An 18,859-nucleotide genomic window follows, 5' to 3' on the forward strand; every position below is an offset into this window, starting at 1 on the left:
CAGAAATACCCATTTCACAATAACTTTTTAGTACTGAACAAATTCTGAACAATAATAAAACACCTATCTCCCTTGGCATGGGAAATAAGTGTCTGTTTATTTTTCGAGCATATGTTGCTCATATAGTTTTTTCATATGAGATGGAATTTCAATGCCTAAGTCATCTCTTAAGGTTGCTCCAATGTTTTTATAAATTTTATCCAACTGATGAGTATTTTTCAACTGGTCGTACAAAGTCAAAAGTTTGTACATATAGGTTTCATTATAACAATCGATCTCCAGCATTTTTAACAAACATTTCTCTAGCAAAGGAGTGCTTATATCATCTTTTGTAATTATCTGTTCTAAATACTGCAGTACAGATTGCCTTAAACGCAGTTGAGTCGGAATAGCCCAACTAAGATCCTCCTCTTCTAAATAATCCGCTTCGTATAATTCAAGTATTTGTTCTACCTCAGAAGTTTCACGTTTCTTTGCGTTTAATAAACCTTCTAATACTATATAGTCACTGTCAATAGATACACCTAATGCATAGTGATCGTTTATGAACTGTATGGCATTTTCCATCCCATTCTCTTTAAATGTTTTCCTAAGCTGGTACACCGTTGTATGTAGGTGGGTTACAGCTTTATCTACATGTATTTCTGGCCAGAGCTGTTCCATTACTATCGCTTTATGGACAGGGACCCCTTTATGCTGCAAAAGAAACAGAAGAAGCTCTTTTACTTTCTTCGTACGCCATTTGACTATATTTTGCTGATTGTCTAATAGGTAGAAGCTTCCTAAGGTTTTTGCGTAGAAAGAGATTTTTTTATGGGCTACTCGTTTTTTACTTTCCCTATATAAATCTAACTTGTTTTGTGTTTTCTCTATCGCTTTTTTTAGACGATTCTTATTTAAAGGTTTCAATAAATAATCGATTGCATTCACTTCGAAAGCTTCTAATGCATACTGGGGGTGGGCAGTTACAAACAAAATTTCTACATGACTATACTTACTCATAATCACTTCTGCCAGTTCAAGTCCATGTATTTCGCCCATTTCCATATCTAAAAAGATAACTTCAGCATCCATTACTTCTATTTGTTCTAAAGCTATAGATGGGTTTGTAAATTTGCCCACCACTTCGACGCCGCCCAACTCTTGAAGCATAATTTCATTGACGTCTAAAGCTATTTCTTCGTCATCAATTATTAATACTCTCATTTTTTTACCTCAGGCAATCGTATTATTATTTTTGTTCCCTTACCTTCTAAACTATCTAGTTGGAAAGTTGCTCCCTTTATAAGGGTTAGTTTTTTCAATGGGTTAGTAAATCCAATTCTATTATTTTTACCTTCTAGTAGTTCTTGTTGTTTTTCAGTTGGAATGCCAACACCGTTATCCTCAATCGTTATTTTAATGTGAGACCGCTCTCGATCAATTGCCAACCGTAAAGTGCCTCCAAGCTTTTGTTTGGAAATACCATGCTGTACGGCATTTTCCACTAGCGGTTGTATCGTCATTGATGGAATATACGCTTCGATTGTTTCATCGATATCGTATTCTATCGTTAGTCTGTCTCCAAAGCGCATTTTTTCAATTGCTAAATATGATTGAACTAGTTCTATCTCATCTTCTAACGTTACGAGTGAATGATGTCCCTTGAAATCTAATTTCGCTCTGAAATAGATGGCTAAATGCTGTAGGGCTTCGCGTGTTTTTTCTTCATCGTCGTAGGTTAAACCAATAATCGTGTTTAGAGTATTATATAAAAAATGCGGCGCTATTTGTGCATAATAGAAACTTAACTCGTGATTTAAGGCATCCTGGGCAGACTTTTTCATCAGTAGCAGTGATTCCACACGGGCTTTTAACTCATCTAAATTTACAGGTTTTTGTAAAAAGTCATTTGCTCCCATCTGAAGTGAAACAACTAAATCGGATAATTGTCCAGCAGCTGTTAATATAATAACTGGCAACTCAACAAGACCATAATCTTTCCGTATCTCTTGGCATAAATCGTATCCTGACATATTTGGCATTATTAAATCCATGATAACCAGATCGATTGTTTCTGTTTTTAGAATAGCAATCGCTTCCTCACCGCTGCTTGCAGCAATAACATTATATTGCAAGGATTGAATCATATGGATAAGTACTTTTAAATTTGTAGGTTCATCATCTACAACTAGAATCGTATAAGATTTTGTACCTGTACTTTTTGTGGATACAATGGTCGCTGCTACCTGAAGCTGTTCCTCCCCTTTTCTTCCTGTGAAAGATGCTCTATTTAATAGCTTCTCGCTTTGCCGTTCTATTACTTCCCCAATTTGTTGCGTAGTTGCAAGCGGGACTGTGAAAGTGAAACGAGAACCCTTCCCGATTTGAGAGTTAACCCAAATATGTCCCCCAAAGCTTTCTATAATATTTTTCGTGATACTTAATCCCAATCCGAGTCCTGTTGAATCTCCCAATCTGCTACTTTCAATTTGATAAAAAGAGGAGAAGATCAACTCCATATGCTCTTTCTCTATCCCTCTTCCTGTATCTGTTATAGAGACGTGCAGCCCTTCTTCTTTTACTTCTGCATCAATGGTTATGCTTCCTTGCCTTGTGTATTTTATGGCATTATATATCAGATTAAAAAATACCTGCTTGAGCTTTTGTTCATCTATAAAGATGAGGGGGAGGTCCCTTGCCACGTTATTGATAAGCGTCAACTGCTGCACTGGCGAGATTAAGTAATTCATCTCTGCAAGTACTTCTTCTACTATATTAATATTCACCGGACGTGCAGCTATACGAACTTCACCTTTTTTAATATTAGATACAAATAATAGATCTTCTACTAAGCTTGCTAATCGTTTTCCTACATTGTGTATTAAAATAACATTTTCTTGCTGCTGACGTTTTAAGGGTCCCTCGATTCCTTCCATTAAAGACTTCGAAAGATTTATAATCCCATGCAATGGCGTGCTTAGTTCGTGCGAGGTCTTGACTAAAAACTCATCTTTTAGTCGATCGTATAAAAGAAGCTCTTCTGAGAGTCCTTCCACTCTATTAAAAGCAGCTTGATAACGATGACCCATTAGTAAGGACAAACTAAAAATCATGAGTAAACACAAAATAGATAACATACTTTTAACTTCTATTTCAAAAAGGAATTCCAACCCTAGTAACAATCCATAACACATAAAGGTAGTCACGGTTAACAATAAATACTCTGTATCCTCTTTCTTTTTTATAAAAGCTTTCATAAGAACGATAAAAATATAAGCAAAGCTTGCGGCTAAAAGGGAAACAATTAATATTTGTCGTGTGGTTAAAGAAAAGTATCTAACTAACAGTAGAACTGGATTGTTAGTACTGTAAATAAATATTTGTATGCAGAGCAAGCCGCTTAAAACAATCACTATTTTTTTCTTTGCATACTGCCTAAACAGATAGTATACAAACAACAAGAAAAACAAAACAACTAAATGGATGATTAACAACTGTAATTTAGTCTGTTCTTTTGCATCAAAGCCAGGGAAAATGAGAAAAAATAAATATTCATTTAGCATGGAAGTATATAAACCAAGTGCAATACAAAATAACGCAAAGAATAATTCGTATATATATTTTTTCCTTTGTATAAAGGTGAAAAAGTATATTATTCCCATCAGTATATATCCAGAAATGATCATCATTTCAATAAGCCTATCCAATTCATGTTTGGCCATTATATTCTCAGCTGTACCAAACTTCAGTGGATGAACAATTCCACCGGTATAATAGGTTAAATTAGCGACTTGCACAACAATCTCTAGCTGTCTATTTTCACTTTCCCCATAAACAGTATATTTTCTATTATCATATTTAAAATCTTCTATACTATCTGTGGGATTTCCCGCTCCTCCTACTGCTTTACCATTTATATAAATTTTGCTGGAATTACGAATAGAATTTACTTTTAACCCATAGGTTCCTTCCTCTGGCACATCTATAATCAGGCGATATGTACCTATTCCATGTGGACCTCCATCTTCTAAACGACCATCCCACTCTCCCGGTACTGTTATTTGCTCTCGTATTTCATGATACATAGTAAATACATCATAATCAGGATTTGGAACGATTAATTCATCCGGATAAATTTCCCACTTCCCATTAAGCTCAATCACAGGATTTTCTTCTTCATCCCAATCTTGTAAAGATAGAATCCCATTTTGCATAGGGCTAGAATTAGAATCTAGCAAATAGAATGACTTAACTATACTTGCTATTGTTAAGAGAAAAATACTTATAGATAGCAGTATAAAGATTTTTCTTTTCAACGCGGAACACCTCCTTTACCAAAATAATCCTCTTTTTAATGTACACTGAAAGCAATAATATTTACAATCCTATTTTACAGATCGCTCCTGTGTGATCTGTAAAAACGATTTTTTAGTTACTTAGATGTTATTAAACAAAAAGAAAGAGCCATCTGTAACTAACCAGATGACTCTGTTAAGAGTTTATAACGTATTTGACGAGACCTTTTGCGTTAGCGTATAAAGCCGCTTGGGTTCTATCTGCAAGTCCTAGCTTGGCAAATACTTGACTGACGTGCTTTTTCACCGTGAATTCGGTTATATAGAGGGTTTTAGAAATTTCCTTGTTGGAATGTCCTTTGCCGAGCTCAACAAGGATTTCCCTTTCCTTTGGTGTGAGCTGTTCAAAATGACCACTCTCATCTAACTGGTTTTTCTCTTTCATCATTAAATCTAAAACGGTTGGATCGTAGTATTTACGACCTTTCCTAATCATTTGCAGTGCATGCATGAGTTCTTCTGGCAGTGCTTCCTTCAGCAAATAACCAGCAACTCCTATTTCTTTTGCTTTTTTAAAGTCTTCCTCGTTGGTGGAGGATGTAAGTATGACAAATTTGCTCTTAATACCTAAGCGAATTGCTTCTGTTATTAGTTCGATCCCTGATTCCTCTCCTAGACGAAGATCTACTATTGCTATATCTGGTTTTACTGCATTTAATAGTTCGATAGCTTCTCTCCTATTAGTAGCTTCTCCAAGTACTTTCAAAGATCCGCTTAAGGAAAATAGTGAATTCAACCCTCTCCGAATTAATGGATGATCGTCAATTATAACAACTGTCATTATCCAAACACCTCTTGTTTTTTGTGTGATTTTATATGTGGAATATCAATCTGTATGGTAGTTCCCATTTTATAAGGTGTCCCTATTTCAAATGTACCACCTAAGGAATGTACAATATTTTGCATATTAGATAATCCAATTCCTTGTTCTTTCATAGACCTAGTCTTCGTCTGAATACCTATTCCATTATCCTTAATGACTAGGTAGGTTCTCTCTTCCTCCAAAGCTAGCGTTACTTCGATAAGTGTACACCTACCGTGTCGAACCGCATTTCCACATGCTTCACAAATGATTCGATATAGCCCATTCTTTGTATTTGCTGAAATAGATGATTCATTGCCTGTAATATCGTAAGCAATGCGTATGTCATTTAACTTTGCGTATTCCACCAAATAATTTTCGATAAGGACAAGAAATGGTTCCTCTCCTTTTTTTACTGTACTTAATCGATAAATAGAGGCTCGCAGCTCTTTCATCGTCGTATTAGCTGTCTGTGACAAAAATTCAAATTCCTGCTCTAATTCGTTAGTTGTAATATTCCGACTCTTAACTCGTAAACTATGCAATGAATAGACAATTCCAAATAATCGCTGTGATACGCTATCATGCATTTCATTGGCAATTCGGTTCTGCTCTTCGCTAATCGTCAGCTGATCCATCATATGATCCATATGAATTCTCTCTAGCATCATTTCACTAAGCTCCACGAGAAATTCGAATGTGCGGTGGAGTAAGAATGTGTTTTGTATTTCTGTATTAGAAGTAACTTTTACACCTATTACTCCTATATATTTGGTTGTCCTAATAACCTTCATCCAATACTGTTCGTTATGGTACGTATGGGTAAAAGCATCCTTTTGTTTTCGTAGATGATCCCAATCTTTTGTTAAATCCATTTCTAGATTTCTATTGGTTGTTTCATTTGATATATAGCTTTTTTGAAAGGCATGATCCGTTATCCAAAAGAAGGCGGTATGCTTTTGCAAGCATTTCATCAATGTCATCGTCATGGCGTCTGTTAGCTTTTTTGGACTTTTATGGGACGAAAAATTTTCTAACATATGGTAAAGGGACATGATATGCTCTAATGTCTCCTGGTATTTTTCATTCGTATTCGCTAGTTTCCCATTTACTTGAAGTAGTTCCTTCGTTAGTCCCGAAAATAAACTAGCAAGTAATGTGATCAATATACAAACGAGATAAAAATAGGATTGGTCTTCTAAAACGACGATTATGCTATCATTCCGATTAGCGATAAATGTAGCAGTCGCAAGATAAAACGTTAATGTCATCCAACTAAATCTAGGGGTTAAAAGGATAGCAGCTACAAGAACGGGATTCAATGCATACCAGATAAATGGGCTTGAAATGCCACCAGTTGGGATGAGCAGCAATGTCACACCAAGCGTCTCTATTAAAACAATCATTTTCACTATATTCGTATGCTCCAAATATCGCCGCTGTAAATCTGTTAAAATCCATGCAGCTACGCCTAATGCCGCAACAACACCGGCTTTAAAAACAAGCGAAGGCTGATGTCCAACTAAATAGAAAAACGAAGTCAATATTAGGGAAATATAGCGGTAAAGTAATAATAAGTTCAAATTACTCGATGGATTCTTTTTTAAAAATGTATAAACCAGATTAGCTATTCGCATATGCACTACTATTGGCTGGTTCAATTGTAGTATTCCGTACTAGCTCTCTACTCGCAGTCTCATAATTATATATACAATCGCCATCTACTATAAAAAATACCGGACGTCCCTCTTCACGATTCTTGTTTAAAAATATCGGAAGCTCCTTATCATCAGCCAATTGAAGAATCGATCTAAACGAATTCAACCTAATAACCGCTCTCGGTGCACCTTTGATGTCCTGCGTCACTGTAATAATTCGTTTTCCATATTTTTTATTGATAGTGTCCACCTCCGATTTAAATGGTTTTACTCTATTGTTTATAGTGCAGTGTAGTGGGAAGTACCTCTACTAATGAAGTCGTTTTGTTGATAGTTCCACTCTATCTATTACGATATTATTTCTCGTTTTTTTGGTGATTATGATATTTTTTCTTCATTATACTTATTCGGATTACTGCATCTTTCTCTTCTGTTATTGCCTTAACGCTGTATCCCTTTCTAGTTGGACAGTTGAGGATGAGCCTGACACAGCAACTAGCGTTTTGATGATAAATCTTTTTTTCAACCTGTCACCTCCATCTCATAATAAAGACCCAATTAAATCGAGCTCACGCTCAAGTTTAATCAGGTCGGTTGCACCAATTACTCCATACTTCTTAGGTGCCCAAATACAAGAAGTATTTCACAGTATCCTTGTTAAAATATGCTATTTCTTATGCCATTATAACCAAGTTTCATCAAAAAAATACGTCATTTCATGCGGTTATGAAGGTTCTATTTTTGTCTAATAACAATATGTCGTGTCTCATCCTGTTTACCACTTCACATTATATGTTTGAAAATCCATTCTATGTATCGTAAAGCTGTCGTTTAGTATTATTATTTAATTTGAGTTCCGGTTTGACCGGTACTTGCTCTCGCTTGTTGGATACTTGCTCTCCATGGGGGACGGTACTTGGGGTTTGATGGTGTTTACTTGCGGTTCTACTTGGGTTACTTGCGCTCGAGGGGGATTTACTTGCGAAACGGGGATTTATTCCATTTTTAAAGATCTAGGGAATAGGATTTCTATGTAATTAGCAATTTGACCGGTACTTGCTCTCGCTTGTTGGATACTTGCTCTCGATGGGACGGTACTTGCGGTTTGGTCGGGTTTACTTGTGGTTCTACTTGGGTTACTTGCGCTCATAGGGATTTACTTGCGGAACGGGAATTTATTCCATTGTTAAAGATCTAGGGAAAAGGATTTCGATATAATTTGCAGTTTGACCGGTACTTGCTCTCGCTTGTTGGATACTTGCTCTCCATGGGTTGGTACTTGCGGTTTGATGGTGTTTACTTGCGGTTCTACTTGGGTTACTTGCGCTCGAGGGGGATTTACTTGCGGAACGAGAATTTATTACATTTTGTAATTAGCAATTTAACCGGTACTTGCTCTCCATGGGACGGTACTTGCGGTTTGGCGGTGTTTACTTGCGGTTCTACTTGGGTTACTTGCGCTCGATAGGGATTTACTTGCGGAACGGGAATTTATTGCATTTTTAAAGATCTAGGGAAAAGGATTTCGATATAATTAGCAATTTGACCGGTAACTTGCTCTCGATTGTTGGATACTTGCTCTCGATGTGGTTGTATTTGCGGTTTGGTGGTGTTTACTTGCGGTTCTACTTGGGTTACTTGCGCTCGAGGGGGATTTACTTGCGGAACGGGAATTTATTCCATTTTTAAAGATCTGGGAAAAAGGATTTCGATATAATTAGCAATTAGACCGGTACTTGCTCTCGGTTGTTGGATACTTGCTCTCGATGGGCTTGTACTTGCGGTTTGGCGGTGTTTACTTGCGGTTCTTCTTGGGTTACTTGCGCTCGATAGGGATTTACTTGCGGTATGGGAATTTAAACCATTTTTAATGATCTGGGAAAAAGGATTTCGATATAATTAGCAATTTGGCCGTTATTTGCGCTCGCTTGTTGGATACTTGCTCTCCATGGGTTGGTACTTGCGGTTTGGTGGTGTTTACTTGCGGAACGGGAATTTATTCCATTTTTATTATTAAAAGTTTAACTCTCCTCCCGTCCAATCGGACAGAAGGAGAGTTTTTTAGTTCATTATTTTAAGCCACCCATAAAGTTTGTGAAGATTTTTGCAGCTTGAGCACGAGTTGTTGGATTTGATGGGTTAAATTTACCGTCAGATCCATCTACTACTTGTAGCTCATATAGCATAGAGATTGCATTGATCGTTTCTTCGTCATAGGCAGCGATATCTGAGAATGGTGCTATTTTAGTAGCCGTGTACTTTTTGCCTGTTTTGAATGCATATGCGCGTTCAATCATTAATGCAAGCTGTGCACGCGTTACTTTTTCAGAAGGCTTAAATTTACCATTATCTCCTTTGATAATGCCGTATTTATAGCCTGCAGCAATTTCTGATTTTGTTTCAGCTGCATAATTAGTGATATCTTCAAACGGTGCTACTTCTTGTGTTTCTAATTTTAATGCACGAACGATTAATGAAGCCGCTTGAGCACGTGTTAGAGATTGCTCTGGTCTGAATGAGCCATCTGGGTATCCTTTCATATAGCCAAATTGTGCAGCTTTTTGGATATAATCTGCTGCCCAATGTTTAGCAGGTACGTCTGTAAATATAATTGGTGCTGGCGTTGGTGTCACTGGTGGTGTAGGTTTTACTGGATCTGGTTTAGTTGGACTTGGATTCGATGTGCCTGGGTTAGATGGGCCAGAGCCTCCACCACCATCTCCACCTCCAGGATTTCCTGGGTTTGTTGGTGGATTTGTAACTGTAACGTTTACAGTTTTTTCATTGTCACCATATTTTACAGTAATAGTTGTTTGACCTGCTGCTTTAGCAGTAACTAAACCTTCTGTTACAGTAACCACTTTTGGATCCGCTACTGTATACGTAGCTTCTTTTGTTACATCCTTAACTGTGTCTGACTCGAATGTACCGTAGCTTGGCGGACCGTCTGTAATGTTGTTATTATACGGAACTGGCTCGATAGCTGGTGCTGAATTTTCATATGGTGATACAAGTGTTAGTTTAGAAAGTTCTTTTGACTCAAAAGAAGCAATACTTACAGTTTTAGCCGAATTAAGCACCGGTTCTGCTGGATCTTCAGGTACTACAGGTTCTTCTGGCGTTGTTGGTTCTTCAGGAGCTACTGGCTCTTCTGGTGTTGTTCCTTCTTCAGGAGCTGTTGGTTCTTCTGGTGTTGTTCCTTCTTCAGGTGCTACTGGTTCTTCTGTTTTTGCTGGTTCAGTTTGTAGGGCAAAACCTTCAATAACTTGCTCCCCTTTGTTACCAGCTGCATCTTCAATAATTACTTTTACTGATTCTGTTTCAGCTGTCACTGGGAATGAGAAGCTTCCATCTTGATTCAGATTAAAGTCAACTGCTGCTGTTTCTTCACCAGCTACTGTAGCAACATACGAAGCATTTAATTTTTCATTCAGATCGTACTCTAAACCATATAAATATAATTCTTCATTATAATCGATATATTTGTCTGTTACTTGACCTGTTACTGTTCCTTCAGCTACTGATCCAGTAATTTCAGGGTCAGTAGTTTTCACGATAATTGGTCCCACATAGTCACCTATGACACCTGTAGTAGCCAAACCAGTGAAGTCAATCGTATATAAACCATCTGGAATCGTTGTTGCCGGCGCTCCGCTCCAAGGTTGGTACTCACCATCAACTGGTAGCCTCCAAGACCCTGCTCCTAGTGAAGTCCCTGCATGTAAATATCCGATGTAGCCATCCCCGTATTCTCCACCTTCAGGGTCCATGATGTCCCAAACCTCGATATAGTTTGTTGTAACTGGGCCTGTCAATGTGAATGTCAACTCTGCTATGTCTTGCACACCGTCACCATCAAACGACAAGTCTGTTTCTGTGATTGCCATATCTTTGATTGCCGTTACAGTAGGTCCACCAAAGTCTGCAGCGAATGGCAATGAAATTTCTGTGTATTCACTTTCTACTGGTGTTGTTGTTTCTGTTACATTCAGTTGAAGTTTGTCTCCTGTCTTCATGTTCAATTCTGTTTTGTCTACAGAAAGGGAGGTTTCAGTTTTAGTTCCTTCTGCTGAAGTAATGTGAATATAACCTAGAATTTCATCGCCTGCTTTTGCAGCAGTATTTTTGGACGCAGTCAACGTCACTGTTAACAATTCTTCTCCAGCTAATGTAAAGGTAGGTTTATCAACAGTTACAGTCGCGTCGCTAAATCCTTTTGTAACATCTACTGTTACGTTATAATCTCCACCGATACCTTTAATATCTTTGACTAGTATTTCCTTTGTAACTGTAATATCTTTCTCTAAAGATTGTGGACCAAATGTAACAGTCCCTTTTAAGTTTTCAACAATTTCACCACTTGAGTCTAGCACAGCTTCGTCAACTGCATATGCAAGCGCTGCAGGATAAGCTGCCGCATATGCATCTACACGACCAGCACCTTGTGCGAATACATCGTATTTTGCTGTATTCAAGACTTTTGCTGTATTAGAAAGGGCTACCTTTACGTCAAATGCATTCCAATCTGGATTTGCTTGTTTGACAAGTGCTGCGATACCAGCAATATGTGGTGTTGCCATTGATGTTCCAGTTTTGCGATCAAATGCTTCATCGTAAACAACTTCTGGGAAATCTGCTTTGTACATTGGAATGGTAGACATAATATTCGTTCCAGGTGCACTTACATCTGGTTTAATGTCAAAGTTTGGAGTAGATGGGCCACGTGAACTTGAATCGTTTACATCATCGCCAAGCGTTTTTGCGGAGTCAAAATTACCAAAAGTAACTTTTCCTTCTCCACCATTTAACGCTGCACGAATTGCATCGCCATCTGTTTGGGACATATCATAGGTTGGAATAAATGCAAAGGAATCCCCTAAGAATGTTCCAGATGCGTTCGGTGCATTCGTACCGCCTGCAAAGTTATGGATAATTGCTGCTACTGCTCCATTTTCTTTGGCATATGCAATTTTATCAACAAATGCAATACTACCACGTGAGATCAATGCAACTTTACCGTCTACATCAATGCCTTGGTAATCTTTTGCTTCACCGTTTCCAGGAACGGCTACTAAGTCAAACTCTCCTTGAAGTTGTGTTGCTAAGTCTTTACCGAAAGTAGACCCCATTAGTTGAAGTTGTTTCGTCAAGTTGTAGTCTCCAACAGTAACTTTTACTTCTCCGTTATACATCGTTTCTGGATTTGTTGTGTTACCAACTGCAATCCCTAAACGAGCTGTACCTGGAGTACCCATCGTTCCGCGATTAGGACCATCATTACCAGTGGCAATAACCCCGATTGTACCAGCAATCATTGCATTATTAATCGCAAATGATCCCGCATCAGTTTCTGAGTTAGCCCCTCCACCAAGTGATAGGTTGATAACATCCATTCCCTCAATTACAGCTGTGTCAATTGCTTTCACAATGCCTGAACTAGATCCACTGCCGTATGCGCCAAGTACACGGTAAGCGTATAGGTCTACTTTTGGAGCAATCCCTTTAATACCATATTCATTCGCTCCGATTGCAGCGATTGTTCCCGCTACATGCGTACCGTGTGATGTATAGAACGCACTTCCAGTAGTAGGATGAAATTCAGCTGTCCCCTCTGGTCGTTCTACAGGTGAAGTTTCAGATGCATCATCATCTGCACGAGTTCTCGTATAAGTGGACGAGTTCGGGATGAAGTTCTTTCCACCTTTATAAATTCCTGCAAATTCAGGGTGATCTGCATCGATACCTGTATCAAGTACCGCTACTTTAACCCCTTGTCCTTCAATTCCTTCATTCCAAAGCTTTTCGATTCCTAGAAAAGAAATACTAGTATTCATCGCTGCATCAACTGTTGTGTCATTTTCAACTGGTTCTAATGAGCTTGAATCTTCCATTGCATACACAGTTGTGTCTGGCTCAACCAATGTAACGCCATTGACATTAAGTAGCTTAACAAGATCACTAGCTTTTATGTTAGCTGCAAATCCGTTTAATACTGTGTCATACGAGAAAATTTCTTTATAAGAAATCATATTATTGTTCATCTCTTTTTTTACAGATGCCTGCTGTGAAATTACTTTCGCTTTCACGGCACTTGCCTCTGATTTCGAGAAACTTTTGCCCGCTAACTCTCTTATACCTTTTTCAAGTGCAACAGGTTTTTCCGAAAGATGAACGATTACCGCTACTTCTTCATCCCCAGTTAATCCTTGTAAATCTTTGTGAAGTGTTGGACCATTATTTGTCAGACTAAGTTGTTCAGCGATAGCCGCTTTCATTGCTAATGTGCTTTCGCTTGGCTCCTGTGATTTGAATGGTGTCTTATCCGTGTTAGCAAACGCACTTGTTGGAGCTAATAGTGCAAAGACCATCATAAAGATTAGAAACGCACTAAAGGCTTTGTTAAACATTTTTTTCTTCTTCATTAGATTTCCCCCTGTTCAGCAAATTTGTGCAAAATCATTTCTGCATGGTTATTCAAGACCGCATCCTTTCTACATGTATCATTAGGATTTTTGTTAAAGCATCTGTTTCACCGATGTTTAACGTGATACTCATACATTGTATGAATAGATGGGCCATGCTATGAAAAAATTAAGTGATTGATATTTTGGGTGGGGGATTGGTTTGGTTGAGTTCTGGGGGTTGGGGTTCTGGGGGTAACTTTCGTATGCGATGGTGGGGCTCTCGTATAGAGGACAATCTCTCTCGTATGGGCGTTGATCTCTCTCGTTAGCGGGGTGGTCTCTCGTATAGGGGCGAATCGCTCTCATATGAGTGGTAATCTCTCTCGTTCGGGGTGTGTTCCCTCGTAATAGCCTGATCTCTCTCATACAGAAAGGATGACAGGTACATATAAAAAGTCCTGCAGAGAGGACTCTCTACAGGACTTTAATTTAGCTGTTATTAAAAGTTTTCTAATAGGAAGTAAAGCATTTTAGAAGCTTGTGCACGTGTTGCATTTTCTAGTGGTGCAAAAATTTGTTTGCCATTCACTTCTTTCCCACTGATAATGCCAAGCTCTGCTGCTAAAGCAACATTTTCTTTTGCATAGTCTCCGATAGAAACTTCATCCGCAAATTTGACTTTACCGGTTGCTGCTTTTAATGCCGAATCATCGTTGTATTTGATAGCACGGACAATCATGGTAGCCATTTGTTGACGTGTGATTTTTTCATTTGGATTAAATTTACCCTCACTGCCTACGATAATGCCTGCACGGTTTGCTGCTTCGATTTCGTATACACTCCAAGTCATATCTTCTGTTACATCAGAGAAAATCCCTTGGTATTCTTCTTTAGGAAGGTTTAGTGAACGAGTTAACAATAAAGCAAATTGCGCTCGAGTAATTTGATCGTTCGGTGCGAAAGTATCTTCCGTTTTCCCATTAATGATCGTTTTAGAAGCAAGGGACTCAATATAGTCTATTGCCCATGAGTTTTCTAGATCTTTAAATGTTTTATTGTTTTCTACTACTACAAATTTCGAGAAGTGATTTGTTTTGAATGTCACTTTTCCATTTGCGTATTTACTGCCTACGTACTCTAAAGTATTCGTTGTTTCATTCACATAGTATGCCGCAACTTTATCTGCATTTTTTACTGCAGATGCATTCACAGGCAATGAAACCTCAATAGGTTTCGAGAATGTAGATACTGTAGATGTTTTACCATCTTTTTCTACCGTGATTTCGAAATCATATACAGATGATACAGTTGTTCCGTTACCAGGAACTTTTGCATCTTTGTCTAGGTTGATAGCGAAGTTTGTTTTGCCGTTACCATTTTTAGAGATTTCTTTTAATACTTCAGTTGGTACAGTTAAACTTGTTTCTCCAGCTTTAAGCGAGAAAGACTTACCTGAGTCTGCAATTGCCTTCAAAGCTATTGCAGAAACTTCTGCCTTAACTTTTGGCTTATCTGCTGTAGGCGCAGGAACAGTTACTTCCACACTAGTAGTCTTCGTATCTTTTACTTGCTCGTCCACTTTTTTGTCGTCCACTACTACATTACCAGGATCTGCTGGTGCTGTTGTAGGTGGTGTACCACCACCATTACCAGGATTAGATGTGCCTGGGTTTCCACCTCCAGGATTACCTGGATTGCTTCCACCGTTTCCTGGTTCTTCTACTACAACATCAGACTTGTTAATCGTAATAGTTTCAGTTGTTTTATGACCGACTAAATCTTCTACTTCAAATGTAAATTCGTTGTTGCCATCAACAAGGGCAAGATCTACTTCAATTTCCTTACTAAAGCCATCCATTTTGTAAGGTTCAGAAAGTGCTTGAGCAAATCTCTCATCACCATTCACATATAGACTAATTTCATCAAAATTATCTTCTACTGTAACATTTACTTTTACTGTTTCCGATTTGGTATTTTTCGGATAATTATTTTTAACTTGTACTCTTGGTACTTGTGTGTCTACAAAGATTTTACGTGTAATCTGCATTGGGTTTTGGAACTCATCTACTGCAGCTACTGAAATATCTTGTACTCCATCTTCTAATGTTAAAGTATGCGTAAAGTTAACTCCATCAAACTCCGCTTCTTCCCCGTTAACTGTTACAGAAAGGATTTTTGAAGCGTCATCTACACGTCCAGTTACTACTATTTCATTGTTATCGAAAGCATCAAAGAATTCAGGAGTGTCGATAAAGATTACTGGATGTTCTGTTTCTTCTTCACTATCAACTTGGAAAGGAATATCTGTAAAGTTTCCGGCAGCATCCCAAACTCTTACTGTTCCAATATCTTTGTTAGTTATGGAATCTATCAGTATTTCGCTATCATCGACAGATAGTTCATCTGCTACAACTTCTCCATTAACTAAAACTTGCCAATAATCCGCTCCTGTGCCTACTTCGTTATCTATAAAGTTAGCAATTGAAACTGTGTTTGTTTCTTCTACAAAAGTTACTTCAGCTGTTGGTGCTACTGTATCAACTTTCACTGGGAATTGAATTGATTGCCATTCAGCCCCTTCAAAGTCAATGACACCACTTAGTTGGATAAAGTAATCCCCATCAGCAGCAGCCTTGTTATTTATTTTCCCATCCCAACCGTAGCTCGTATTATATGTGAAGGGATTAGTAGTAGCGCTAGATATATAATGCTTTGTTAAATCTTTTGAAGTTTTAATAGTGCGTAGCTTATTTCCTCCGCTATCTAATACTTCAACTTTAAATCCTTTTGCGTTACGGAATAGAGAGAATACGGGAATTGCTTTGTCTCGTACTCCGTCACCGTTTGGAGAGAATCCAAATCGGGAAGTATCAAAATCCCCACCACCATCAATGAAATTCCCTTGCTCATCTGCTAGTGCAGAGTAACCCCAATAAGTCATTGGATCCCAAGCAAAGTAATCAAAGATAGGTGCATCATCCCATTCACCGTTAAATCCAAAGAATGGTACTGTAAGTGGAACGTTTCCTGTTACATCTTCTTCTGAATCAGTAAGTGTTACGAAACCATCCACGAAGAACCCGTTCGTATAAATCGAATTAAACATTTCAGCCATAAATGTAACGTCAACTGAAACAGAAATGTCAGCTGTACCATTAGCCGGAATAGTTACACTTTCTGGGGCTATAATCTCTACCTCTTCCTCTTCTTTCAAAACAAACTGACCATCATTATTAGGATCGTTTACAAATAAACCTCCTCCTGCAGGAGCAGGTACGTCCATTTGAACTTGTGTATTTACATTGTATGTTTTCTCCTCATCAGAGAAGTTTTTAGCCTTTAATGTAAATGTGAATTTATTATCCTTAATTTCTTTTAGGGCAACTTTAGCTTCTCCAGTTGTTGTTTCGGTTACAACTACATCCGTGTTCAGTGCGTTCGCAAGTTGCATAAGTCCAGAACCTTGTCGTCTCGGAGAAACATATTCAATTGTTCCGTTTTCATATTCATCAAATACAACAGGTTTCGCTGTATTCATCAACAAGTTTTTAGCTAATCGAACGCGTTCACTGCCAGTTACTCCAAAATCACCATCTACTCGTTCTAAAATTAGTGCTGCTCCTCCTGAAACGTGTGGTGCTGCCATAGAAGTTCCACTCATTAAACCGTATTTATCATCGTTTAATGTGGAGAATATATTTCCACCTGGTGCAGTAATTTCAGGTTTAAAATCAAGATTTGGTGTTGGTCCCCATGATGAAAATGCACTCATAGATCCATCTTCGGGATTTTGAGTATTTGCGAACTGTCCATCATATGAAATTGTTACAGTTTTATTTGCATCATACGCCGCTTTCATAGCTAGTCCATCCTGTTGAAGTATAGACATAAAAGGAATCTGGATAGCAGGATCAGAAGCCATATTAATAGTACCTGCCGTATTATTATATACAATAACCCCAGCAGCACCTGCCGCTTGAGCAGCTAGCCCTTTTTCAACAAATGATATACTACCACGAGAAATTAGGGCAATTTTCCCTTCAAAGTTTTTATCTTTAAACTCTTCTACCGTACCAAATCCAGCATCTACTATTTCTATTGGACCATTAAATACATTCAAAGGATCCGCATTATTCGCCAATAAATATAGAGCACGACCACCATCTTCACCTTCTAGATCAATTGTGAAGCTATACGCTGTTAACATACTATTTTCTAATGACGCTACTCCTAATGAATCGTATGAAACACTTGGTGCTCCCGTTAAACCATAATCTTGGTTTTCAGCGTATGGATAGAAATATCCATCCCCGTATAGAGCTGAGTTACCTGCAGAGATTGATACAAGCACCCCATTTTCTGTTGCTCTTTTTACTGCTTGTTGTTCTGGATTGTTTGCATCAACATATCCTGCTGTTGAGCCTAGTGACATATTGATAACATCTACACCTAATTTTAGAGAGTCATCAATTGCTTTCACATAAATATCACCATATGTCGAAGCAAAACCTGGATCGTTACCGAAAACCTTTAATGCTAAAAGCTGTGCTTCCGGTGCAACACCTTGAATACCTCCATTTGCTTCATTACCATTTGCACCAACAGTTCCAGCAACATGCATACCATGCATAGATGCATCTGGTCCAAGATCTAATATTTCATTGTTTCCATCCATGTAATTCCAACCAAATGGAACTTTAGGCGTGAAATACTTACCATTTTCAATTGAACCATCTGCTAATAGGGCATTAACTTCTGACTCAGTAATATCACCAGTGGAATCTTCTGTTAATACCATATCCTTATGGTGAGGATCAATTCCAGTATCAATGATACCAACTACCATGCCTATCCCTTTTTTCCCATATTCGTTCCAAGCTTCATGAGCTTGTACCAATTCCTTCGAATAAACCATTTCAGGTTTTTCAGTTGGACGTGCATATTCAGTAGATTCATAGACAGCTTTAACACCCGCAGTGTCTGCTATTTCATCGACATATTTCGCTTCTACTTCAGCTGAAAATCCATTGAATACTGTTGTGAAGTTTTCCAAGTATTCTATAGAAGGTGCAGTATCTGTGATAGAATCTTGTACATCTATTTGTTCATCTGTAACAGTTGCTTCTAAACTTTCACGTTCTGATGAGTCTAATTGTTTATAAAGAACTCCTTTTTCTGTAGCTTTTTCAATCGTTGGTGCTTGTTCAAGCTCAACGATAATTCGTACTGTTTCATCCGGGTTTTCCGGATTTACTAATCTCTCTGGTAGATTCAGTTCAGGTTTTTGTAGTTCTAACGAAGGTAAGTTTGACTTACTCGCTATACTAGAACCAGAACCTGTCATACCGAATGCAGCAGGACTAAATGACAACATAAAAATAGTTGTCATTAGCAATGTTCTTTTCAATTTCAACAAATTATTTCCCCCTATAAATTTATTACACTACTAAAGAGACAAAATAATTCAAATAGTGTGTCAATAATGAATTTACCATATTATGAGATTATTTCAAATGTTAAAAACGAATTTATTATATTACAAATATATTACAATTTTAGAGGACTATACTATCAACACCTTACTATGAAGCTTGCTATATCTTGAAACAAAAAGAATATAATTAAACTTCTTGTTGAAAGAATTTGTCATATATAAGA

At 37.9% G+C, this 18,859-nt stretch carries 7 protein-coding genes and 1 riboswitch; all 7 genes read right to left on the bottom strand.

Going from position 1 to position 18,859, the window contains the following annotated elements; genetic code table 11:
• Positions 1 to 96 precede the first annotated feature (96 nt).
• The 7 genes from MKY37_RS06155 to MKY37_RS06185 all read right to left on the bottom strand — a co-directional run bounded on the left by MKY37_RS06155 (position 97) and on the right by MKY37_RS06185 (position 18,617).
• Positions 97 to 1,206, bottom strand: a complete 1,110-nt coding sequence (locus MKY37_RS06155; RefSeq protein ID WP_340774934.1) for a response regulator — start codon at positions 1,204 to 1,206, stop codon at positions 97 to 99.
• Positions 1,203 to 4,298, bottom strand: coding sequence for an ATP-binding protein (locus MKY37_RS06160; protein ID WP_340774936.1), 3,096 nt, complete (start codon positions 4,296 to 4,298; stop codon positions 1,203 to 1,205). The genes MKY37_RS06155 and MKY37_RS06160 overlap by 4 nt, the downstream gene beginning before the upstream one ends.
• Before the next feature lie 175 nt (positions 4,299 to 4,473).
• Positions 4,474 to 5,118 (bottom strand): response regulator transcription factor, encoded by a 645-nt coding sequence (locus MKY37_RS06165; RefSeq protein WP_340774939.1) that lies wholly within the window; start codon positions 5,116 to 5,118, stop codon positions 4,474 to 4,476.
• Complete coding sequence (locus tag MKY37_RS06170; protein WP_340774941.1) at positions 5,118 to 6,722, bottom strand: sensor histidine kinase; 1,605 nt, start codon at positions 6,720 to 6,722, stop codon at positions 5,118 to 5,120. Before MKY37_RS06170 ends, MKY37_RS06165 begins: the two co-directional genes overlap by 1 nt.
• A 40-nt stretch (positions 6,723 to 6,762) precedes the next feature.
• Positions 6,763 to 7,047: a DUF5305 family protein gene (locus MKY37_RS06175; RefSeq protein WP_340774944.1), complete on the bottom strand. Its 285-nt coding sequence runs from the start codon at positions 7,045 to 7,047 to the stop codon at positions 6,763 to 6,765.
• Between the two features lie 329 nt (positions 7,048 to 7,376).
• A riboswitch (cyclic di-GMP riboswitch) is annotated at positions 7,377 to 7,460 on the bottom strand.
• A gap of 1,406 nt (positions 7,461 to 8,866) precedes the next feature.
• Positions 8,867 to 13,219, bottom strand: coding sequence for a S8 family serine peptidase (locus tag MKY37_RS06180; protein WP_340774947.1), 4,353 nt, complete (start codon positions 13,217 to 13,219; stop codon positions 8,867 to 8,869).
• Positions 13,220 to 13,700: 481 nt separating this feature from the next.
• Positions 13,701 to 18,617 (bottom strand): S8 family serine peptidase, encoded by a 4,917-nt coding sequence (locus MKY37_RS06185; protein WP_340774950.1) that lies wholly within the window; start codon positions 18,615 to 18,617, stop codon positions 13,701 to 13,703.
• Between the last annotated feature and the right edge of the window lie 242 nt (positions 18,618 to 18,859).

It is taken from the genome of Psychrobacillus sp. FSL K6-2836, from assembly GCF_038003085.1.
Taxonomy (GTDB): Bacteria; Bacillota; Bacilli; order Bacillales_A; family Planococcaceae; genus Psychrobacillus.